19 protein-coding genes and 2 tRNA genes are annotated in these 21,153 nt (G+C 38.9%); 8 read left to right on the forward strand and 13 right to left on the reverse strand.

Going from position 1 to position 21,153, the window contains the following annotated elements:
• Positions 1 to 312, forward strand: a complete 312-nt coding sequence (locus C1642_RS09050) for an antibiotic biosynthesis monooxygenase family protein (RefSeq protein WP_000582730.1) — start codon at positions 1 to 3, stop codon at positions 310 to 312.
• A 25-nt stretch (positions 313 to 337) separates the two neighbouring features.
• On the opposite strand, the gene C1642_RS09055 is transcribed toward C1642_RS09050, so the two are convergent.
• A complete protein-coding gene (locus C1642_RS09055; RefSeq protein WP_103236225.1) occupies positions 338 to 1,240 on the reverse strand; it encodes a DMT family transporter in 903 nt (300 codons plus the stop codon).
• 98 nt (positions 1,241 to 1,338) lie between these two features.
• Here C1642_RS09055 and C1642_RS09060 point away from each other — a divergent pair, with 98 nt between their 5' ends.
• Positions 1,339 to 1,890 (forward strand): helix-turn-helix domain-containing protein, encoded by a 552-nt coding sequence (locus tag C1642_RS09060; RefSeq protein ID WP_000083600.1) that lies wholly within the window; start codon positions 1,339 to 1,341, stop codon positions 1,888 to 1,890.
• Between the two features lie 203 nt (positions 1,891 to 2,093).
• Positions 2,094 to 3,785, forward strand: a complete 1,692-nt coding sequence (locus C1642_RS09065) for an ATP-binding cassette domain-containing protein (protein ID WP_103236226.1) — start codon at positions 2,094 to 2,096, stop codon at positions 3,783 to 3,785.
• 56 nt (positions 3,786 to 3,841) lie between these two features.
• Here C1642_RS09065 and hisA read toward each other — a convergent pair whose 3' ends face one another.
• The 5 genes from hisA to hisB form a co-directional block, all read right to left on the reverse strand.
• Positions 3,842 to 4,573, reverse strand: a complete 732-nt coding sequence (hisA, locus tag C1642_RS09070; RefSeq protein WP_000905538.1) for a 1-(5-phosphoribosyl)-5-[(5-phosphoribosylamino)methylideneamino]imidazole-4-carboxamide isomerase — start codon at positions 4,571 to 4,573, stop codon at positions 3,842 to 3,844.
• A gap of 94 nt (positions 4,574 to 4,667) precedes the next feature.
• Positions 4,668 to 5,309: a 3'-5' exonuclease gene (locus tag C1642_RS09075; protein ID WP_001287558.1), complete on the reverse strand. Its 642-nt coding sequence runs from the start codon at positions 5,307 to 5,309 to the stop codon at positions 4,668 to 4,670.
• A gap of 86 nt (positions 5,310 to 5,395) precedes the next feature.
• Complete coding sequence (locus C1642_RS09080) at positions 5,396 to 5,944, reverse strand: DUF805 domain-containing protein (RefSeq protein WP_103236227.1); 549 nt, start codon at positions 5,942 to 5,944, stop codon at positions 5,396 to 5,398.
• A 153-nt stretch (positions 5,945 to 6,097) separates the two neighbouring features.
• Positions 6,098 to 6,715, reverse strand: coding sequence for an imidazole glycerol phosphate synthase subunit HisH (hisH, locus tag C1642_RS09085; RefSeq protein WP_000196733.1), 618 nt, complete (start codon positions 6,713 to 6,715; stop codon positions 6,098 to 6,100).
• On the reverse strand, positions 6,715 to 7,308 hold the full coding sequence (gene hisB, locus C1642_RS09090; RefSeq protein ID WP_000194096.1) for an imidazoleglycerol-phosphate dehydratase HisB: 594 nt from the start codon (positions 7,306 to 7,308) through the stop codon (positions 6,715 to 6,717). The genes hisH and hisB overlap by 1 nt, the downstream gene beginning before the upstream one ends.
• A gap of 102 nt (positions 7,309 to 7,410) precedes the next feature.
• On the opposite strand from hisB, the gene C1642_RS09095 reads away from it, so the two are divergent.
• The 3 genes from C1642_RS09095 to C1642_RS09105 all read left to right on the forward strand — a co-directional run bounded on the left by C1642_RS09095 (position 7,411) and on the right by C1642_RS09105 (position 8,178).
• Positions 7,411 to 7,794: a GNAT family N-acetyltransferase gene (locus C1642_RS09095; protein ID WP_001123235.1), complete on the forward strand. Its 384-nt coding sequence runs from the start codon at positions 7,411 to 7,413 to the stop codon at positions 7,792 to 7,794.
• 105 nt (positions 7,795 to 7,899) lie between these two features.
• Positions 7,900 to 7,975 (forward strand) — tRNA-Phe (locus tag C1642_RS09100).
• 127 nt (positions 7,976 to 8,102) lie between these two features.
• Positions 8,103 to 8,178: transfer RNA gene (locus C1642_RS09105), tRNA-Phe, on the forward strand.
• 169 nt (positions 8,179 to 8,347) lie between these two features.
• Here C1642_RS09105 and C1642_RS09110 read toward each other — a convergent pair.
• From C1642_RS09110 to ompR, 5 genes are all read right to left on the reverse strand, one after another.
• Entirely contained in the window at positions 8,348 to 8,779 is a 432-nt protein-coding gene (locus C1642_RS09110) for a GNAT family acetyltransferase (RefSeq protein WP_000469965.1), read from the reverse strand.
• Positions 8,780 to 8,909: 130 nt separating this feature from the next.
• Positions 8,910 to 10,424: an acetyl-CoA hydrolase/transferase family protein gene (locus C1642_RS09115; protein ID WP_000059344.1), complete on the reverse strand. Its 1,515-nt coding sequence runs from the start codon at positions 10,422 to 10,424 to the stop codon at positions 8,910 to 8,912.
• A 35-nt stretch (positions 10,425 to 10,459) separates the two neighbouring features.
• Positions 10,460 to 10,588, reverse strand: coding sequence for a hypothetical protein (locus tag C1642_RS09120; protein WP_086221416.1), 129 nt, complete (start codon positions 10,586 to 10,588; stop codon positions 10,460 to 10,462).
• A 27-nt stretch (positions 10,589 to 10,615) separates the two neighbouring features.
• Complete coding sequence (locus C1642_RS09125; RefSeq protein ID WP_000051217.1) at positions 10,616 to 12,073, reverse strand: ATP-binding protein; 1,458 nt, start codon at positions 12,071 to 12,073, stop codon at positions 10,616 to 10,618.
• Between the two features lie 17 nt (positions 12,074 to 12,090).
• Positions 12,091 to 12,855: a two-component system response regulator OmpR gene (gene ompR / locus C1642_RS09130; protein WP_000060753.1), complete on the reverse strand. Its 765-nt coding sequence runs from the start codon at positions 12,853 to 12,855 to the stop codon at positions 12,091 to 12,093.
• Between the two features lie 655 nt (positions 12,856 to 13,510).
• Here ompR and C1642_RS09135 point away from each other — a divergent pair.
• Both C1642_RS09135 and C1642_RS09140 read left to right on the forward strand, forming a co-directional pair.
• The gene (locus C1642_RS09135) at positions 13,511 to 15,859 is read left to right on the forward strand and encodes a Tex family protein (RefSeq protein WP_000131196.1); all 2,349 of its coding nucleotides are present in this window, start codon (positions 13,511 to 13,513) and stop codon (positions 15,857 to 15,859) included.
• A 301-nt stretch (positions 15,860 to 16,160) separates the two neighbouring features.
• Positions 16,161 to 18,350: a bifunctional SulP family inorganic anion transporter/carbonic anhydrase gene (locus tag C1642_RS09140; RefSeq protein ID WP_103236228.1), complete on the forward strand. Its 2,190-nt coding sequence runs from the start codon at positions 16,161 to 16,163 to the stop codon at positions 18,348 to 18,350.
• A 67-nt stretch (positions 18,351 to 18,417) separates the two neighbouring features.
• On the opposite strand, the gene C1642_RS09145 is transcribed toward C1642_RS09140, so the two are convergent.
• A complete protein-coding gene (locus tag C1642_RS09145; protein WP_001035486.1) occupies positions 18,418 to 19,308 on the reverse strand; it encodes an SDR family NAD(P)-dependent oxidoreductase in 891 nt (296 codons plus the stop codon).
• A gap of 273 nt (positions 19,309 to 19,581) precedes the next feature.
• Entirely contained in the window at positions 19,582 to 20,859 is a 1,278-nt protein-coding gene (locus C1642_RS09150) for an O-acetylhomoserine aminocarboxypropyltransferase/cysteine synthase family protein (protein WP_000221152.1), read from the reverse strand.
• Positions 20,860 to 21,153 lie beyond the last annotated feature (294 nt).

Below are 21,153 nucleotides of genomic sequence, written 5' to 3' on the forward strand. Positions count from 1 at the left end.
ATGATTATTGAACATGTACATTTGAGTATAAAGTCTGGGCAAAGTGAAGCATTCCTTAAGGCATTCGAGCAGGCTAAACATATTGTTTATCCAATGGAAGGCTTCAATTCAGTCCAACTGATTAAGCATGCAACTGATCCCCATCATTATATTTTAATGATTTTCTGGGATGAAATTGAAAATCATACAGAAGGGTTTAGAAAGTCGGAGGCTTATCAAGAATGGAAAAAATTGCTTCATCCATTTTATGATCCAATGCCGACAGTTGAGTACTACGAACCCTCTATTTTATTAAAGAAAAATGATATATAAAAAAGAGAGCGTTAAGCTCTCTTTTTTATTCTCGGACTCTTTTGTTTTTCTTAATAGGCAGCTTAATTTTTAACTCACTGACTAAAACACCTAAGACCACTAAAGCACCCCCAAAAAGGGCAATAACTGGTAAACGCTCACCTGCAATTCGACCAATAATGCCTGCCCAAACAGGTTCTCCTGCATAGATAATTGCAGCACGTGAAGGATCAACCACACGTTGAGCCCAGTTCATTACAAATTGAATGAGTGCACTCGCTAAACCTAATGCGACAGCAATGAGTATTAGAGGCCATGAAAATGCTGGAATTGTATGTTCACCTACTATAGGCATAATGGCAAAAGAAAGTAGAGAGGCGACACCAAGTTGAATAATGGTGACGCGACGCAAATTTACCTTTCCAGCAAAGTAGCTAATAAAAATAATTTCTAAGGCAATCGCAAAGGCGCCGAGCACTGTTAAAAGTTGTCCAAAACTTAAGGAAATTTGCTTAAAACCATTACCCGTCAATAAAACAAGGCCAGTAAAAGCAAGAGCTGCTCCCACCCAAGTCATGATATGTGGAATTTTTCTAAAAATGAGCCACATTAAAATAGGAACAAGCGGAACATACAGCGCCGTTAAAAAAGCTGATTCACTACTCGGAATAGTTTGCAGGCCGATTGTCTGCGTGCCATAGCCCGCTGCAATGACAAGGCCAATTACACTGCCAGCGCCCAAGTCTTTTAATGTAATGCCTTTCATGCTCTTTAATGAAATAAGTAATAGCGTTAAGGCAGCTACGGCAAAACGGCAGCCGACAAAAAACATAGGTGATGAAAAATTCAGTGCGTACTGCACAGTAAGAAATGTTCCACCCCAAATGACCGTAATCAAAATGAGAGCTAATTGAGGAACTTTGCTTGAACTCAGATAAGTTGGTGACATACTCAAACTAAAGGGAATTGTGCAATATACTGCACATATTGCGCTATTCTTCTGTTTTGTGCAATATATTGCTCAAATTTTCTTTATTCATCTATTTTATGAGCCAGTCGAGTAGCGTTTTACAACATGTAGGCACAAATATCCGTTCATTAAGAGATGAGCGCAGTTTAAGCCAACAGGACTTGGCTGATCGGGCAGGTGTAAGTAGACGTACCATTGCTGCTTTGGAAACAGGCCAAGTCAACATTAGCTTAGCTAAACTCGATGCGATTGCGGCAGTATTGGGAGTAGATTTTAGAACAATTGTGAGTGCGCCTGAGCTAAAAGAGCATGCCCTAGTAAATGCACTCGCTTGGCAAGGTGAAAAGGAAGAAAGTAAGGCAACTTTTCTTGCTTCAGTTCCTTCCCGTTCTCAAGTTGAACTTTGGACATGGTCTTTGGCTGTTGGGGAGTCTTATGTTGCTGAAGCCGATGCCGAAGGATGGCAAGAACTGATTTATGTGTTAGAAGGCGAATTGACCATACAATTTACAGACAGCTCAAAAACCATTGCGGCTGGTTCATCTTTTATTTTTGCCAGTTCAGTGACTTATACCTATATCAATAGCGGTAGCCAAGTACTTAAATTTATTCGTAATGTGGTGTATTGATTAAAAATTTAATTTTTAAATAAACACCAGATATTTAAAAATAATGCAGTTTATAGAAGCTTATATGACAAATATGTTCGGCTTTAGAAATCTATAAATCTAATTTTAAATAAAAAACACGAATAAAATAAATAAGGAAGTTATGATATTTCTTGTGTAAAGGAATTATTTTTAACTCGTATTTATAGAAAAAAGATACAGAAATGAAGTTTTTATTAAGTTCGCAAGATATTCAGAACTATAAATTTATATGGAATATTTCTAAAGAAAACTATGTGAAACAAAAGAGTAGTATGTTTCTCATGTTTTTATTAGTGCTGTTTTCTGCATTTTTTACAACATTATTACCTTACTTGCTGAAAATTATTATCGATTATTCTGCACGTGAATATAACTTTCTGCTCAATATTCAGTTTCCATTTAATTTCTTATACTTCATCGTACTTGCCTACGCTATAGCATGGTTAGCGAATGAGTTGTGTAACTGGACCAAAAATATTTTTAGCGCTTATTTGATGGTAGATTTCAAAGGAGCATTAATTTTTGCGGGCTTAAAAAATTATTTAAATCTTAAAAAAGAAGAACAAGATCAAATTGAGGCAGGAGCAGTAATTAGTGATCTTACAAGAGGGAGTTCTGCTTTTGGTGAAGTTAACCTCACATTGCTTCTTCATGTAGGGCCAATTATTTTTCAATTGGTTATGATTTTCGCAGTTTTATTCACGACCATTAGTTTACTTTTTAGTATTAGCTTTTTAGTGGTAGCTATTATTATTTTTCTAGTTTCATTTCATATAAATAAAAAAAGTAGTTCACTATTTGATGCTATGTATCAAAAAAATAATCAGGTAAATAGCCATTTGATACATCAGATCTCGAATTCCTATGAAATTAAAGTAAAAAATGCAGTACCGTTTCAATTATCAAAGTTTAATGAAACATTAAATTTGTATATCACCACAGCCAAAGATAGGAATAAGAAAATAGGACTATTGATGATTTCTCAATTATTCATGATCTTCTTATTCTTACTCATGTTTATGTTGTTTACAGTATTTCTTTCCACTGAAAAGCAATTGACCCCTGGTGCTTTTGTATTGATAAGTACCTATATTATTCAACTCACCAATCCGTTTCTGGCGGTTTCCCAAAGTTTGATGCGCTTAAATGGAAATTTTGTTGCTCTAGCAAAATATCGGCAGTACTTTAATTTGAATAAAGAGCAATATACACACTCCACTGTTAAAGATACGGAAATTCTCTACCAATTTATAAATGCTAAATTTTCATTAGGAAAAAGAAACGTAGATCATTTTAATTTAACAATATCAACCAATAAAACGTATGTCGTGATTGGTCAAACAGGGCTAGGTAAAACTTCTCTGATGAATTATTTAATGGGGGTATATCAGATTCAGTCAGGCCAGCTTTTGTATAAAAATATTGATATTAGTCATAATTTTTCTAAACATATTTTTAATGAAGTGGTCTATGTTGCCCAGCAACCTATAATTTTCCCTTATTCTTTAAGAGAGAATCTAGTCTATAACTCTCAATATATTTACGAAGACTCTTATTTACTACAGATGCTTGAGCAGTTTAACTTATCGCATATTTTGAAAAAGCATCAGTTAACACTCGATGATGATCTAACTGAAATTTATAAGAATTTTTCAGGAGGAGAAAAACAAAGAATTTGTATTCTTCGAGGTCTTTTAGCTCGTCCACAACTCATCATATTAGATGAACCGACAGCAGCTTTAGATGTAGATACTGCCAAAAATATACTTGAATATATTCAGCAAGTTGTTCCATCCATAATTATGATTACACATTCACCTTATGCAATGGAGCTTGCAGATGAGGTGATTGATTTAGAAAAATTATTAAACTAAAGATCATCAAAAAATAAAAAAGAGCCTAATCAGGCTCTTTTTTACATCTTAAAAAATTAAAGACGGTTTTCATCTAACAAAAGCTGAGCTTCACGAAGGTTTAAAGTACCTTCATAAATTGCACGGCCTGTGATTGCACCTAAAATGCCCGGTTGGCCTTTTAAGTTACGAACGTCATCAAGGTTGGTTACACCACCTGAAGCAATGACTGGTAAGCCTGAGTATTGAGCCAAGTTTACAGTTTGCTCAACATTTACACCTTGCATCATGCCGTCACGCGCAATGTCCGTGTAAACAATGCTAGACACACCAGCATCTGCAAAGCGTTTCGCTAAATCAGTTGCTTTCACATCAGTAACATTTGCCCAGCCGTCAGTTGCAACCATACCATTCATGGCATCAATACCAACAATGATGTGGCCTGCGAAACGTTTACAAGCTTCTTCTACAAATTCTGGTTCTTGAACAGCTTTAGTGCCGATAATGACAAAAGTCACGCCAGCTTCTAAATAGTGTTCAATCGTTTCTAATGAGCGAATACCACCACCAATTTGAATTGGTAATTCTGGCTGAGCTTTTGCAATTGCTTCAACAACAGGTTTATGAATAGGCGTACCTGCGAAAGCACCATTCAAATCGACCAAATGCAAACGTCGTGCGCCTTCATTTACCCAATGCTGGGCAGTTGCAACCGGATCGTCAGAGAAAACGGTATCGTCTTCCATACGCCCTTGTTTTAAACGCACACATTTACCATCTTTCAGGTCAATTGCTGGAATGATTAGCATGCTTTCGCTCCTTGCTTCATCATGTTTATGAAATTGTGCACATCTTAGCAAAGTATTGATCAATCGCTAAGCCTTAGAAAAGACTTTTATAACTTTACCCTTGAAGAGCGGTTTGAATCTTTTCAGAAATATGTATTGGTAATACCTTTCGTTTTTTAAGCTCGAGAAATACCAATAGGGCAGCATAGGCGTCAGCAGCTGCATAACTGATTTGTGGTGAAGTAAGCGGTTTTCGCGCCCAATTTGAAGTTCCAACTTTCTTCGACTTGGCAAGATACTGACCAAGTAATAGTGCTACGGCTTTTTGTACACCCATTTGTTGTTTAAAGCCAAAATGGCTAAAACCTTTAGCAAGGTCAATGCAGCTTTCAAGCTCTATGCCTTTTTTGTGAAAAATATGCTTATCATTTTTAAGGCCAAAGCCGACTTTAATTTGTTTTGGATTAGACAAAATGGGCTGTAAAAATTTTAAAGTCGATGAATTGACATGAAATAAATAGGCTTTGTGTTCTGTAGCCAGCTGAATCAAATGTGGGCCAGTTGATACTTCACCTACCTGAAAAGTAGGTTTAGATTCAGAATCAAATCCTAAAAAGGTCGCTACCCTTAATTCTTCTTCAATAGTTTTGCATTGCTCGCTATTTTCAATCACCACAATATTTTGATGGTTAAGATTTTCAAAAGGAGGGAGCTGCTGAATAGAAGTTTTATCAAGAAGGGCAGAGGCTTCAGACATATTTAACAGCGTACAAATGAATAGGGCTATTCACTTTATATATGAATAAAGCCTAGAGAACTAGGCTTTATGTGCATCTTTAAAAATTATTCAGACTGAGATGGGCTACCGATCGCAATACTTTCGCTTTTCTCGACATAACCTTCATAGGTTGGAGCCATAATTACGGCAATAACACCAAAAATTAATGCAAGCGGAATAAGCACAATATAAATCCAGCCTAAAACACGCTCCCAGCTTGGCGTTGGACGCTTAGGTCCATAATCATTAGGACCTTCAGTTCCTTTTGCACAGAATAAATAAATAGCAAGGCCAATATTCACGACCGGTACTAGCATCAGTAAAGAGAGCCACCCTGTATTATTGCGGTCATGCAAACGGCGGATGGTAAATACGAAGTTAATATAAATACCGACTATATAAAGAATTACTATACATATTAAGCCAGGCGTAGAAAAGTCTGGGGCACCTTCAGGGTTTGTAAAACCAAAAGTAAACATAATAAGTAGAATGGCGGTAACAAGGACTAGCGTAAATAAGAATGTCCAAGCTGCATAAGAGAGTCGTCCAAAACGACCATTTGCCTTAAACGGTGAATCTTGTGAAATGGGCTGATTTTCAAAAGGTGAATTCATTGTGTTTATCCTAATCATTTGGTTTTATTTAAAAGTATGAATATTCAATATTTTGTTGAATAAAATATCATTCTATAAATGATTGGTTATTATTATAAATAAAAAAACAGATCAGGCTATCTTGACCTGATCTGTTTCAGTTTTTGAATTGAATTAAATATTCCATTCCACAAAGTTTTTCAGTAACTGCAAACCAGCAGTGTGACTTTTCTCTGGGTGGAATTGAGTCGCGAATAAATTATCTTTGTGAATTGCTGTGCAGAAGTTCACGCCATACTCACATGTAGCAGCCACAAGATTTTCATCTTTAGGTTCAACATAGTAGCTGTGTACAAAGTAGAAGCGAGCATCTTGTTCAATGCTGTTCCACATCGGGTGACTTGGGTCCATTTGATGAACTTGGTTCCAGCCCATGTGTGGGACTTTTAAACCTTCCATTTGAGGAAAGTGTTTTACTACCCCGTCAAAAATACCTAAGGCATCTACACCGCCGTTTTCTTCTGAGCTTTGTAGTAGTGCCTGCATGCCTACGCAAATTGCAAGAACAGGCTTATTAAAAGCTGCTTTACGTACAACTTCATCAATACCTGCTTCACGCATGCCTTGCATACAGTCACGCATTGCCCCAACACCCGGGAAAACAATTTTGTCGGCTTGTGCAATTAATTTTGGATCATTTGTCACATCGACGGTTGCACCTACATATTCAAGTGCTTTAGCGGCTGAGTGCAGATTACCCATGCCATAATCAAGCAATGCGATACGTGTCATTAGAGGCTACCTTTTGTCGATGCAATCGTGTTTTCAGCACGTGGATCAATTTCACATGCCATACGTAAAGCACGAGCTAGTGCTTTAAATACACTCTCGATTTGATGGTGGCTATTTTTACCTTTCAAGTTATCGATGTGTAAGGTCATAAGCGCATGGTTTACGAAACCTTGGAAAAACTCGGAAAATAAATCTACGTCAAAGGTACCGATGCGCGCGCGAGTAAATGGAATATCCATAAATAAACCCGGACGACCAGACAAATCTACAACCACACGAGATAAAGCTTCGTCTAATGGCGCGTAAAAATGCCCATAACGACGTAAACCTTTTTTATCACCTAAAGCTTGTGCAAAAGCTTGTCCAAGCGTGATACCGCAGTCTTCTACGGTATGGTGATCATCAATCTCTAAGTCTCCATCACAATGAATATCGATATCAAATAAGCCATGTCGCTTGATTTGATCAATCATATGGTCTAAAAATGGAACTCCGGTGTTTAGTGTGCCTTGACCAGTACCATCGAGATTTAAACGAACTCGAATTTTGGTTTCATTGGTATTTCTAACCACTTCACTGATACGTTGCGTCATGGACACGTTCCTCAAAAAACGTCAAAAATGATTGGATGTTAACGACAATTTCGCTGTGACGAATTCGTGACAGCATCATAGTTTGCTCAGGAGGGTTAATCAATGCCTATTACCGTACATGCTTATAGTTCTCTAGATAATTCAGAGATCCGCGATCAGCTTGAGCGACTGTATGACACAAGTCCGGAGTTTGGTGACGGGCACGATGCGATTGAACAACTTGAACAAGATTTACAACAGTATACCACGCTATACACTGCCGAATTTAACACCAAAATTATAGGTGCAATCTGGTGTTCAGGACAAGGTGAAAGCAAGGTGCTTGAATATATAGTTGTACACCCTGCAAATCGTGGACGCGGAGTAGCAGAGCGTCTAGTTGAAGAAGCTTGTCGTATAGAAGAAGCAAAAGGCGTTAAAATTTTTGAGCCAGGTTGTGGTGCAATTCATCGCTGCTTAGCTCATATTGGTAAATTGCATAGCTAAAAATCTATTTTTACGACACTTGTGATTTAAAATTAAACACTTGTTACAAAAAATGCGGAAGTTGCTTGACGTCCTCCTATAAACATTGTTTAATACGCCCACTTCGGCGTGATAGCTCAGTTGGTAGAGCAACGGATTGAAAATCCGTGTGTCCCCAGTTCGATCCTGGGTCTCGCCACCATTATTTGTGTTTTCAATCCCTGATCCCATCAGGGATTTTTTTTTGAGTATAAAAAATACTCATTTAAATCAAAAACTCAGGATAATTGTTGACTATTGTTCTGAGATACGGCTTAATACAGGCCATCGGCGTGATAGCTCAGTTGGTAGAGCAACGGATTGAAAATCCGTGTGTCCCCAGTTCGATCCTGGGTCTCGCCACCATATTCGAAAAAGCCCCATACATTATGTATGGGGCTTTTTTCATGCCTGTTTATTTAATAAAAATATTAAGACCTTACCTGTGTATAAATCTCATTTTATCCACAAGCAAAGAGGGTTATCCCCAATATTGCCTTAACTTTCTAAAAATGGCTCAACTGAAAACTTGTCTCTAATCGTGAGGGCTATCATTAATCAGCCGTTTTCCTAAACACACGGCTTCTACTTCGTCGTAACCGAGTTGTTCGTAAAAGTTCAACACATTCAAATTGTCTTTACGGACGAGTAATTGTAGTTTTGGGCAGCCACGAGCGATGAGGCGCTTCTCAAGCTGCTGAACAAGCGCTGTAGCGATTCCTAGGCGTTGTTGGTGGGGGTGAACAGCCAGATAATTAATCCAGCCTCTATGGCCGTCGTAGCCGCCCATAAGCGTGCCAATCAGTTGCTCATCCTTAATAGCAACGAGGAATAAATCGTCCTGCTGCGAAACTTTCCTGAAAATATCCGTTTCAGGGTTATTCCAAGGGCGAGTTAGGCCACAGCTTTCCCATAGATTGACCACATCATCCAGATCTGCATTTGTAAATTGGCGAATAATGAACATATGGATTTCTACTTTTTGTTTTGATGTATTGAAAAGATAAAATAAAAATTCGAACTTGAGCAGTAGTTTGTGAATAATTTACACAAATAAAAAAGCACCCCCGTAGGAGTGCTTAAATTAGAAGTATGGCTTAAGCTGATTTTGCAACTGGTGTTGGTTGAAGCATTTGGCCTGTTTCTTCGAAGTTTGCATGCCAAGACAATGCTTCACGAAGTAAGTGAGGTGTATGTCCGCCTTTAGCACATGCACGATCAAAGTAGTCATTTAATGCATCACGGTAAAGCGGGTGTACGCAGTTGTCGATAATAGCGCGAGCGCGTTCACGAGGTGCTAAACCACGTAAGTCTGCTAAACCTTGCTCTGTCACTAAAATATCAACGTCGTGTTCACTATGATCAACGTGACTCACCATTGGCACGATAGAAGAAATATCGCCGCCTTTAGCGATTGATTTGGTTACAAAGATTGCCAAGTGCGCATTACGAGCGAAGTCACCTGAACCACCAATACCGTTCATCATTTTAGTACCGCACACGTGAGTTGAGTTCACGTTACCGTAAATATCAAACTCAAGTGCAGTATTAATACCGATAATACCTAAACGACGTACAAGCTCAGGGTGATTAGAAATTTCTTGTGGACGAAGCACTAATTTGTCTTTGTAAGCTTCGATATTGCCAAAAACTTTTTCACCACATTTTGCTGAAAGCGTAATTGAACTACCAGAAGCAAATTTCATTTTGCCTGCATCAATTAATTCAAAAGTACAGTCTTGTAGTACTTCTGAGTACATGATGAGGTCTTCAAAATTAGAATCTTTTAAACCTGTCAGTACAGCATTCGCAATCGAACCGATCCCTGCTTGGAGTGGACCAAGGTTCTTCGGTAAACGACCTTCAGCCACTTCTTTTTCAAAGAATGCGATAAGGTGATTGGCAATGCCTTGAGTCTCATCATCTGGAGGAGTGACTGTCGATGGAGAGTCATGTGTATCGTTAAATACAATACCAACAATTTTCGAAGGATCGATTTGGATAGCTGTTGTACCAATACGTTCGTCCACTTTTGTTAATGGAATTGGCGTACGTGTTGGACGGTAAGTTGGAATATAGATATCGTGCAAACCTTCAAAGCTTTCGCTTAAAGAAGTGTTGATTTCAACAATTACTTTTTCGGCAAAAATCGCAAAACTTGCAGAGTTACCAACAGAAGTTGTTGGAATAATACCACCATCTTCAGTAATCGCAATTGCTTCAATGACCGCAACATCTGGACGTTTAAGTTGCTGGTTACGCATTTGCTCAACAGTTTCTGACAAGTGTTGGTCAATAAACATGACTTCGCCGTTGTTAATTGCGCGGCGCAAAGTGTTATCCACTTGGAATGGCATGCGACGAGATAAAACACCTGCTTCCGTGAGTTGTTTGTCTAAGTCATTACCTAAGCTAGCACCCGTAATTAACGTGATTTTTAACGGATTCTTTTTTGCAAGCTCTACAAGTGCTTGTGGAACAGCTTTAGCTTCACCGGCACGAGTAAAACCACTCATACCAACGGTCATTCCATTTTCGATGAATTGCGCAGCTTGTTCAGCACTGATGACCTTGTCATGAAGAGAAGCTAGGCGAATACGACTTAAAGACATTGGACATCCTCAATATTGTCAAAACATACCGGATTTTAGCTATGAAAAAATGAAAAGTGCATAGGTGTTAGGCTAAGGTCTAATTTTTTAAATAAATGCGGGTATAACTTATTTTTATGATTTTTAATATATTGATTATTATTGACTTTTTTGAGGTTTAAAATAGCGCTTTAAATGTTCAATTGCTCAAATTAAAAGCGCTCACTTAAAGTTTGTTTGATTTTTTCTAAAGGATTGTGCGTTGTATTTTCTTCAGGGGCGGGTTTTGGAATTGGTAAAGAAATAATTACCTCTAAACCGCCTTGTTCACGATTGTGAATCTGGATTTCACCTTGGTGAATATCGACAATACGTTTAACAATGGCAAGACCCAAACCGCTTCCCTGAATCGTTCTAGCCGAGTTGCCTCTTACAAAAGGCTGCATTAATTCTTCAATTTGATCTTCTGGAATGCCTTCACCATGGTCAGCAACCGTAATTAAAATATGTTCATTTTCAACCTTTGCACTGAGTTCGATCGGTTCAGCACCATAACGCTTTGCGTTATTAATGAGGTTGGCAATAAGTCGTTTTAAAGAGAGGCTGCGTGCAGGAATAATAGGAACATCCTGCATGTTAAAGCGAATATCAAGGGGTTTAAACTGAACCACCAATTCTTGCAAAAGAATATTGATATTGGTGTCTTTTAATTCCTCATCTGAACCATCGCGCATATATGAGATGAATTGATTTAGAATCGCATCCATATCATCTACGTCATAAACCAGACCTTCACGTAGAAACTCATCAGGTAGCATCTCTGCAGTTAAACGAATACGTGTGAGGGGAGTCCTTAAATCATGTGAAATTCCCGCTAGCATGATTCGTCTTTCACGCTCAGTTTGTTCAAGTGTATATACCATACGGTTAAACGCTTGGTTTACTTGGCGAATTTCTAAAGGGCCATGGTTGGTATCTAAATAAGGTGCAGTTCCAGACTTACTGTATTCGTTGGCAGCATTTTGCAAACGACGTAATGGTCGGTTCATTTGTCGAACCAAAATTAAAATGATGATGGCCGAAACTAATGGGACACCCACAACCCAGCCTACCAGTAGCTCGGGGCTATAGTTGGCATAGGTTTTTAAAGGTTCACGAACCCAGTTACCATGCATTTCTGGCGTTTGAATCCAGATACGTGGGCTAGGTTTAAATTGGAAATAGACAGTAACGTCTTTTGCGCCAATTTCATTTGCCAGTTTTTGCTCAACTTGGTTGGTAAAAAACTCGGCAATAATTTTATCGCGGACACTTGGATATTCTTTGGGGTTCGTGACATATTCAATGCCAACCCGATTGCGTAACCATGTGTCGACGTCAACTTCGCTATCACGATGAAAAATACGAATATTAGGGTTATTTACCAGTTCTAGTTCAACTGCTAGATAGCGTGCATGTTGCTGAATTTCAGGTAAATAGAGGGTTCGCCAAAAAAACCACAATGACATAAATAAGCTAAAGAGTACCACCAGCAGTACCAAAATTGTGGTACGCATGGCCGCAGAACGTGGCTTAATCTTGTCGAGAAAACGTTCCCATCGGGTCCGTTTACGCTCTGAGTACGCAACGTAGTCGGTAAAGGTTTGCGGTGGTATTGGCTCTAAACTCACTCTATTTTATCTCAAGCTTATTCAGCACCGTCCGGAACAAACACATAACCTACGCCCCATACAGTTTGAATGTAACGTGCGCGTGCCGGGTTATCTTCAATTAAGCGGCGTAGACGAGACACTTGAACATCAATAGAACGTTCCATTGCACCCCATTCACGGCCACGAGCCAAGTTCATGAGCTTGTCGCGTGTTAAAGGTTCACGTGGATGCTGTACCAAAGCTTTTAATACGGCAAATTCACCTGTAGTCAATGTAACGATTTGTCCTTCACGAGTTAGTGTACGTGTAGATAAATCTAGAGACCATGGACCGAAGCTAACCACTTCAACTTGTTGGCTTGGCGCACCCGGAACTTCACGTACCTGACGACGCAATACTGCGCGAATACGTGCTAAAAGTTCATTTGGGTTAAATGGTTTCGGTAAATAGTCATCTGCGCCGGCTTCAAGACCAGCAATACGGTCAGAGTCACTACCACGTGCAGTTAACATGATAATTGGAGTATCAATATTTGACTGACGTAAACGACGACAAATACTTAAACCATCTTCAACGGGCAACATAAAGTCGAGCACGATAAGTGAAAATAACTCACGTTGTAATAAACGATCCATTTGTGAGGCATCATGGGCAGTTTTTACAACAAAGCCTTTATCTTCCAAAAAACGTTGCAAGAGGGTACGTAAACGCACATCGTCATCGACCACTAAAATGCGCTCGACACGATCCGTTTCGTTATGTACGGTTTCAGGATGTTCAGCAGGTACAACTAAACTCATGATGTACTCCCTTTTAAAGTCATAATTTATATATTATTGGATCGGTTAGGCTTATTGCCAACAAGCCCTCAGTATAATGCCGATGTTCTTGTTAAGACTATGTATCAATTTGCTCAAAATTACAATTTTCGTAGGGGCTTGAAACCAAAAAACAACATCTTATGCCCATAATTTAGCAAAGCCTTAAAGAAAAACTCAAATATTTGGCTATTTACCTCTTTCACATCGATTAAATTCTAATAAATATTTGTTTCAAATAAATTATTTTAAAAATGGGTTTTGGTTCTTAAGTTCTAACTTTTAATTTATTCATTTGTGGTTTAAGTATGAGAACTTAATAATTTATTTGGAAAGATAAGAAAAACTATATTTTGAACGTCCTGGCAATGTATCAATATGTTCTTTTTCTCATAATTTATATTAAAAATTTTCTTTAATTAAAGAAGTATCTATAAATTTCATATTTTTTAAAAGGTAAAAGGCTAGCTTAAAGGCCCAAATGAGTCACAGAAAAAACTTTTTTACGGCCATAAGAATGTGAAAAATTCATAGTCAATACAAAAAAACGTTTTGAATACGCAAACAAGTGTGGATTTTATGGTCTTGGTCTTTATAATCAGTGCTTTTAAACTTTATCCTTGTGGGATCAAACACGATGACTGACTTAGTTCAGCAGTTGGCAAGTGAGCTTGCCGTACGTCCAAACCAAGTAGAAGCTGCCATCCGCTTAATTGATGAAGGTGCCAGTGTTCCATTCATTGCCCGTTACCGTAAAGAAGTAACACAAGGTTTAGATGATACGCAGTTACGCCAATTAGATACTCGTTTAGCGTATTTACGTGATTTATATGAGCGCCGTGAAAAGGTCATTCAGTCATTGCAAGAACAGAATAAATTGAATGATGACTTGTTGGCGCGGGTGAATGCAGCCGAAACAAAAAATGCTTTAGAAGAAATTTATGCGCCGTACCGTCCTAAACGTACGAGCAAATCTTTCAAGGCGAAAGAAGCGGGCCTTGGACCAATTGCCGAAAAAATTATTTCAGAACAAATTGATCCGACAGAAGCATTGGCTGGTTTTAGTCATGAAGACTATCCGGACGTTGAAAGTCAGTTAGACGCAATCCAGCATATTCTGATTGATGACTGGGCACAAAACATTCCTCTTACTACAGAATTAAAAGCGACTTTCGCAAAAACAGCAGTGTTAAAAAGTACTGTTGCATCTGAAGAGAAGAAAGAAGTGGGCAAAAAGTTCCGTGATTACTTTGAATTCTCTGAAGGCCTAAACAAATTACCATCACATCGTTTATTGGCGATGTTACGTGGCCGCCAAGAAAATGTACTCGGTTTAAAAGTTGATGGCGAAGATGATGCACCATTGGCTCGTATTGAAACTGAATACAACCTTGATCAGGTTCAGCCACAAACACGTCAAGATTTTTTAAAACAAACTGCAAAATTATTCTGGTTAGGTAAAGTTCGTCCTCAAATCGAGCATTCATTACTTACAGAAAAACGTCTTGCTGCTGAAGCAGAAGCAATGCAGGTGTTTGCTGAAAATCTTCGTCACTTATTGTTATCAGCGCCAGCTGGTAGCCGTACGACTTTGGGTGTCGACCCTGGTATTCGTACTGGTGTGAAACTAGCTGTGGTAAGCGAAGCTGGTGATGTACTTGCACATAGCACGATTTATCCATTTGCGCCTAAAGAAGATAAAGAAGGCTCAATTGCTGAGCTTGCACGTCTATGTCGTGAATACAATGTCGAGCTTATTGCTATTGGCAATGGTACTGCGAGCCGTGAAACAGAAGCTGTTGTAGCTGAAATGATGGCTGCAAATACAGATCTTAAATTAACTCGCGTAACCGTAAGTGAAGCAGGCGCCTCTGTTTACTCTGCAAGTGAACTTGCTGCGGCGGAACTGCCAGAGCTTGATGTTTCAATCCGTGGTGCAGTTTCTATTGCGCGCCGTTTACAAGACCCGCTTGCTGAGCTTGTTAAAATTGATCCGAAGTCGATTGGCGTAGGTCAATATCAACATGATGTGAACCAAACTGGTTTAGCAAAAACACTTGATGCAGTTGTAGAAGACTGTGTGAACGCTGTTGGGGTAGATGTAAATACTGCTTCACCAGCAATCTTGGCTTATATTGCAGGTTTGAATAAAGCAATTGCACAGCAAATTGTTGAATACCGTAAAGAGCATGGCCGTTTTGACACACGTCAGGCACTTAAAAATGTACCGCGTCTTGGCGAACGTACTTTTGAACAGGCTGCTGGTTTCTTACGTATCCAAAATGGTTCAGAGCCATTAGATGCATCTGCTGTTCACCCTGAAAGTTATGGTCTTGTTGAGAAAATTGTTGCAGCAAAAGCTACAACGGTAAAAGACATTATTGGTAATACCGAAATTATTCGTCAGGTTAAAGCAGAAGAGTTTGTTGATGACAAATTCGGTTTGCCAACTATTCAAGACGTTTTAGCAGAACTTGAAAAACCGGGCCGTGACCCTCGTCCAGAATTCCGCACAGCTAAATTCCGTGAAGACATTACTGAAGTTGCTCAGTTGACTGAAGGTATGCAGCTTGAAGGTGTTGTAACGAATGTGACGAATTTTGGTGCTTTTGTTGATATTGGTGTGCATCAAGATGGTTTGGTTCATATCTCTGAATTAGCCAATGAGTTCGTTTCTGACCCGCATAAAGTGGTAAAACCAGGTCAGATCGTACAAGTGCGTGTTATGCAAGTTGATGTTGAACGTAACCGTGTAAACTTAAGTATGCGTGCAGAAGGTGCGGCACCTGTGAAAGCACAGCGTCCACCACGTCGTGAACAAAATAACGAACAGCGTTCTGAGCGTAAACCACAAGGTAAACGTCCACAACCGCGTAAAGATCAAGTTGAACGTCCGCAGCGTAGTAAGCAAGAAAAACCACAAGAGCAAAAAATTGGTGGTTTTGGTGCATTATTATTACAAGCAGGAATTAAGGGTTCTAAATAAGAGCCTTTAGAGAACTTAAAAAAGCCTCCTAAACGGGAGGCTTTTTTATTGTTTCTAAATCGTCTTCCAAATGGCTAGTGCTATGTTTTATTAAAACATCACGCTCATAAAGATGAGGTGAATCTTAAGATCAACAAAAACGTCGTGAAATCTACAATCAACTATACAACGTTATAGCATAACTCAACTTTAACCCGATTCAGTTGTCAGACAATATCGATAAAGCCTTGAAGTAAGTTCCTCACTTTCAGGCAGTTACATTAAAAATTGATTGTTTTTTATATTATAAATGGTTGTTTTTATGCCGGCTTTAGAACTGAAAAATAGATTTCACGTAAACGACCTCCTTTCGGGAGTGGTCGTATTTCTCGTGGCCTTACCCTTATGTTTGGGTATTGCCTTAGCCTCAGGTGCTCCAATTATTTCTGGCATTATTGCTGGAATAGTGGGTGGAATTATTGTTGGCCTGCTGAGTGGCTCTCATATCAGCGTTTCTGGCCCAGCAGCAGGGTTGACTGCGGTCATCCTTGTACAACTCGATCAATTAGGCGGCAATTATGCCGCCTTTTTATTGTGTATTGTATTTGCAGGAATTTTACAAATTCTGTTTGGTGTATTTAAGTTGGGTTTCTTTGCTAACTTTATTCCAAACAATGTCATTTTAGGATTATTGGCAGCCATTGGTGCCATTCTGATTGTGACACAGTTACCTTATTTATTTGGGTTGACTGATTTTTCATGGAAAGAAGTTTGGACTGCTACATCGGATACGTTTATCCAAAAATTTGATGCTGGAGCAGCATTGATTGGACTATTGAGCTTATTTTTAATTTTAGCTTGGGACAGTAGCCCACTTAAAAAGTTAGCGTTGCCTTCTGCCTTAATTGCCGTGGTACTCGCAGCAGTTTTTAACTTTGTTTTAATAAGTATCGGTTCTTCATGGGCTGTGCAAAGTAATAATTTGATTCAACTACCAAATATATTGCAAGCACCAGAAGAGGTATTGGTTTTTCCTGACTTTAGCTATTTAGCTGAACCATTAATTTATACCGGAGCCATTACACTTGCGATCGTGGCATCTTTAGAAACATTACTAAATTTAGAAGCAGCAGATAAACTTGATCCTCAAAAGCGTTCATCTCCACCTAATCGTGAGTTATGGGCGCAAGGAGCAGGTAATATTGTGTCGGGTTTAATTGGTGGAATGCCAGTGACCTCAGTGATTGTCCGTAGTTCTGTAAATGCCAATACAGGTGCACGTAGTAAATGCTCAACCATTATTCACGGTGTGTTGTTACTGCTTGCCATTCTATTTTTTGTCCCACTCATGAACATGATTCCTTTGTCTGCACTTGCAGCAATTTTGATCGTGACTGGTTTTAAACTGACTCATCCAAAGTTATTCAAACAGCTTTACCAAAAAGGTTGGAGACAGTTTTTACCATTCATTATTACCTTGGTTGCGATCTTGTTGACAGATTTATTAACCGGAATCTTGGTGGGGCTATTTACCAGTAGTGCATTTATTTTATATGGCAACTTCAATAAAGGTGTTCGTGTTTATAAAGAAAAGCATTTACATGGAATCGTGACGCGTATTGAGCTTCCTTCACAAGTGACTTTTCTGAATCGTTCCGCGCTCATTTCTGCCTTGGAACATGTTCATAAAGATCAACAGTTGATTATTGATGCCACTCAATGTGATTCGATTGATCCGGATATTTATCAAGTCATTCAAGACTATCAAAATGAGACGGCAGTTAAACGCCAAGTCGACCTTAAGCTTATTGGATTTAAGCAGCACTATGAAGAGGTAGATGATGCGGTACTGGATATCTACATTAGTACGAGAGATCTACAACGTAAATTAAGTCCACAGCAAGTCATTACTTTACTTAAAGAAGGAAATGAACGTTTCGTTAAAAATGAGCGCTTGCAACGTGATATTTATCGCCAAATTCGTGTTACTGCAGATGAAGGCCAGCACCCAATTGCTGCCGTTTTGGGCTGTATGGACTCACGTGCTCCAACTGAAATGATTTTTGACGTGGGTATTGGTGATCTATTTAGTTTAAGGATTGCAGGTAATATTGCAGGTCAAAAGGTATTAGGCTCGCTTGAGTTTGCTTGTCAGGCCAAAGGCTCAAAAGTCATTTTAGTTTTAGGTCATACTGACTGTGGTGCAGTGACTAGTGCATGTCAGTTACGCTTACAGCAAAAACAAATCTCCGATGTCAAAGAGATGCCGCATATTCAATATGTGCTTGGTCCGCTCATGCATTCGGTAGAAAGTGTATATGACATTATGCAACCCCGTGAATTAAACAAGACCTTCGTAAATCAGGTAACTGCTATGAATGTTCACTACAATATCCAATATATTATTAATAACAGTAGGGTACTTAAAGACTTACTGGATCGTGGTGAAATAGCGATTGTTGGCGCGATTTACGATGTTAAAACAGGGCATGTCGAGTTTTTAGATGCGTAAATAGAACCAAATAAAAAAGCGCCTTTCATGAGGCGCTTTTTTATTTAAGCTTGCTGAATATTTTAAATTACCAATGCTCACCAGGGAAAATGCGTGCATATGCTTTTTGCACCCAGTTAAGTTTTTCAGCTTTTTTGCCTTTTGCGGCATCTGAACTTGGAAACAGACGGAAACCAATCGACATAAACATATTGTTAATGCCAGGGGCCACTGAATAGGTCATAGAAGCCAAACGGCCTAAGTTAGTTGCAATACGTTTTGGACGTTTCACAATTGCATAAGCAATTAAATCGGCTGCTTGCTCAGGTGAGAGAGTCGGTACATATTTATAAATCTTGGTCGGCGCAATCATTGGTGTACGCACTAAAGGCATGTAAATTGAAGTGATTGCAATTTTATGTGCATGAACTTCTGCCGATAGACAACGGCTAAATGCATCAAGCGCAGCTTTAGAAGCAACATAAGCCGAGAAGCGGGTTGCATTTGCTAATACACCAATCGAACTAATATTAATAATTTGCCCATCTTTGCGTTGAATCATGTGAGGCAAAATATTGAGCACTAAACGTACAGCGCCAAAGTAGTTCAATTGCATAGTACGTTCAAAGTCGTGGAAACGGTCATAAGACTCATGAACGGCACGACGAATAGAGCGACCTGCGTTATTAATTAAAATATCAATATGGTCAACAGAAGCTAAAATCTCTTTAGAAACCTGATCAATCATTTCCATGTCGTTCAGATCACATGGGAAAATTGATGCCTGACCGCCACGGCTTTCAATATCTGCTTTGACTTCTTCTAATGTTTCTTGAGTACGGGCAACCAGTAAAACATGCGCACCAGCGTCAGCAAGTTTATTGGAAATCGTTAAACCGATTCCACTTGAGGCGCCTGTCACTAAGATGACTTTACCTTGTACCTTTTCCTGGAACAGAGCTTCTAATTTTTTATTCACAGCATTTTACCTAAGTAGGGGCAGGGGCTATTTATTCCGGTATGTAATTTTTATTTTTACAACCGTTGGTTCATCCTGATGAACTCCTAAATATTGCCTTATCTTAATAGATGTTTAAAAATTGTCTAGTATGTAAATATATGAAATTTAACAATTTATTTAGAGTAAAAACTCTAAATTATTACCCTAATCCATTAATTATTCTTAATAGTTAAATCACTTAAAAATAAAAAAGCCTCTATATTCCAGAGGCTTGTTAGATGGGGTTAAAATTTATACGGATGAAAGTGCTTGTTCTAAATCGGCAATGAGGTCATCAACATGCTCGATACCAATTGAAAGACGTACCATATCTTCACTTACACCAGCAGCTTTTAGTTCTTGTTCGTTGAGTTGGCGGTGAGTTGTGGTTGCAGGGTGACACGCCAGACTTTTCGCATCACCAATGTTCACAAGGCGGGTAAATAGCTGGAGGGCATCAATGAAGCGAGTACCGCCTTCACGGCCATCTTGAACCCCAAAAGATAAAATTGCAGAAGGTTTACCTTTTACATATTTTTGCGCAAGTTGGTGTTGTGGATGATCTTTTAAGCCTGCGTAATTGACCCATTTTACTTTCGGATGATTTTGCAAATATTCCGCAATTCTTTGTGCATTTTCAGTATGGCGTTCCATCCGTAAATTAAGCGTTTCTAGACCCTGTAAAATTAAGAAAACACTGAGCGGACTAATAGCTGCGCCTGTATTACGTAATGGTACAACGCGAGCCCTTGCTATATAGGCAGCTTCACCTAATGCCTCTACATAGTTCACACCATGATAGCTTGGGTCTGGCGTGTTCAATACTTTAAAACGCTCCGGATATTTACCCCAAGGAAACTTACCGCTATCGATAATCGCACCACCAATACTATTGCCATGACCACCAATATATTTAGTCAAAGAATGTATGACGATATCGGCGCCATATTGGAATGGTTTTAATAAAGCAGGGGTAGCGACTGTATTATCAACAACGACAGGTACGCCATATTCATGGGCGATTTTCGAAATTTCTTCTAGATCGATGATATTTCCAAGCGGATTGCCGATTGACTCAACAAAAACAAGTTTAGTTTTATCATCAATTAAGTTACGTAAACTTTCAGGCTTTTGATAATCAAAAAAGCGAACTTCAATGCCTTGTTTTGGCAAGGTATGAGCAAATAAGTTGTACGTTCCACCATATAAAGTTGAGACTGAGGCAATATTATCTCCAGCTTCAGTAATGGTCTGAATTGCGTAAGTAATAGCTGCCATTCCCGATGCCAAAGCTAATGCCCCAATACCGCCTTCTAACGCAGCAAGGCGCTGCTCAAGTACGGCTGTGGTTGGATTCATAATACGGGTATAGATATTGCCTTGAACTTTTAAATCGAAAAGGTCGGCACCGTGTTGTGTGTTATCAAATGCATACGAAGTTGTTTGATAGATAGGGACTGCAACAGCTTTAGTGGTTGCTTCTGGAGTGTAGCCTGCGTGAATGGCTAAGGTTTCATCTTTATAAGTCATGATTACTTCATCTTCGTGAGTTAAATATTGAGCGAGTCTAGCTTAAAATTTATATAGAAAATTGCAGAAATTCTGGTTTGTTATCCAATTTTAGGAATATAGATAGAAAAATATACGCTGAAACGTTGTATAAATCTTATACATAAACATTTTGCAACTTATTGAAAAAGAAAATTGTTTGATAAATCCGTACGATGGAAATCATAACTTCAAGTCATTAGTGTTTTCATCGTATAATACGCGCGATTATTTTGTCGCGTCTTGCGATGTATTGGTTTTTCAATTGAGGAGTCC

Origin of the sequence: Acinetobacter sp. AKBS16, from assembly GCF_002899995.1 — a bacterium.
GTDB lineage: Bacteria > Pseudomonadota > Gammaproteobacteria > Pseudomonadales > Moraxellaceae > Acinetobacter > Acinetobacter baumannii.

Coding starts and splice junctions, on each gene's coding strand:
- C1642_RS09050 (WP_000582730.1), top strand. CDS start 1: ATGATTATTGAACATGTACATTTGAGTATAAAGTCTGGGCAAAGTGAA.
- C1642_RS09055 (WP_103236225.1), bottom strand. CDS start 1,240: ATGTCACCAACTTATCTGAGTTCAAGCAAAGTTCCTCAATTAGCTCTC.
- C1642_RS09060 (WP_000083600.1), top strand. CDS start 1,339: ATGAGCCAGTCGAGTAGCGTTTTACAACATGTAGGCACAAATATCCGT.
- C1642_RS09065 (WP_103236226.1), top strand. CDS start 2,094: ATGAAGTTTTTATTAAGTTCGCAAGATATTCAGAACTATAAATTTATA.
- hisA (WP_000905538.1), bottom strand. CDS start 4,573: ATGCTAATCATTCCAGCAATTGACCTGAAAGATGGTAAATGTGTGCGT.
- C1642_RS09075 (WP_001287558.1), bottom strand. CDS start 5,309: ATGTCTGAAGCCTCTGCCCTTCTTGATAAAACTTCTATTCAGCAGCTC.
- C1642_RS09080 (WP_103236227.1), bottom strand. CDS start 5,944: ATGAATTCACCTTTTGAAAATCAGCCCATTTCACAAGATTCACCGTTT.
- hisH (WP_000196733.1), bottom strand. CDS start 6,715: ATGACACGTATCGCATTGCTTGATTATGGCATGGGTAATCTGCACTCA.
- hisB (WP_000194096.1), bottom strand. CDS start 7,308: ATGACGCAACGTATCAGTGAAGTGGTTAGAAATACCAATGAAACCAAA.
- C1642_RS09095 (WP_001123235.1), top strand. CDS start 7,411: ATGCCTATTACCGTACATGCTTATAGTTCTCTAGATAATTCAGAGATC.
- C1642_RS09110 (WP_000469965.1), bottom strand. CDS start 8,779: ATGTTCATTATTCGCCAATTTACAAATGCAGATCTGGATGATGTGGTC.
- C1642_RS09115 (WP_000059344.1), bottom strand. CDS start 10,424: ATGTCTTTAAGTCGTATTCGCCTAGCTTCTCTTCATGACAAGGTCATC.
- ompR (WP_000060753.1), bottom strand. CDS start 12,855: ATGAGTTTAGTTGTACCTGCTGAACATCCTGAAACCGTACATAACGAA.
- C1642_RS09135 (WP_000131196.1), top strand. CDS start 13,511: ATGACTGACTTAGTTCAGCAGTTGGCAAGTGAGCTTGCCGTACGTCCA.
- C1642_RS09140 (WP_103236228.1), top strand. CDS start 16,161: ATGCCGGCTTTAGAACTGAAAAATAGATTTCACGTAAACGACCTCCTT.
- C1642_RS09150 (WP_000221152.1), bottom strand. CDS start 20,859: ATGACTTATAAAGATGAAACCTTAGCCATTCACGCAGGCTACACTCCA.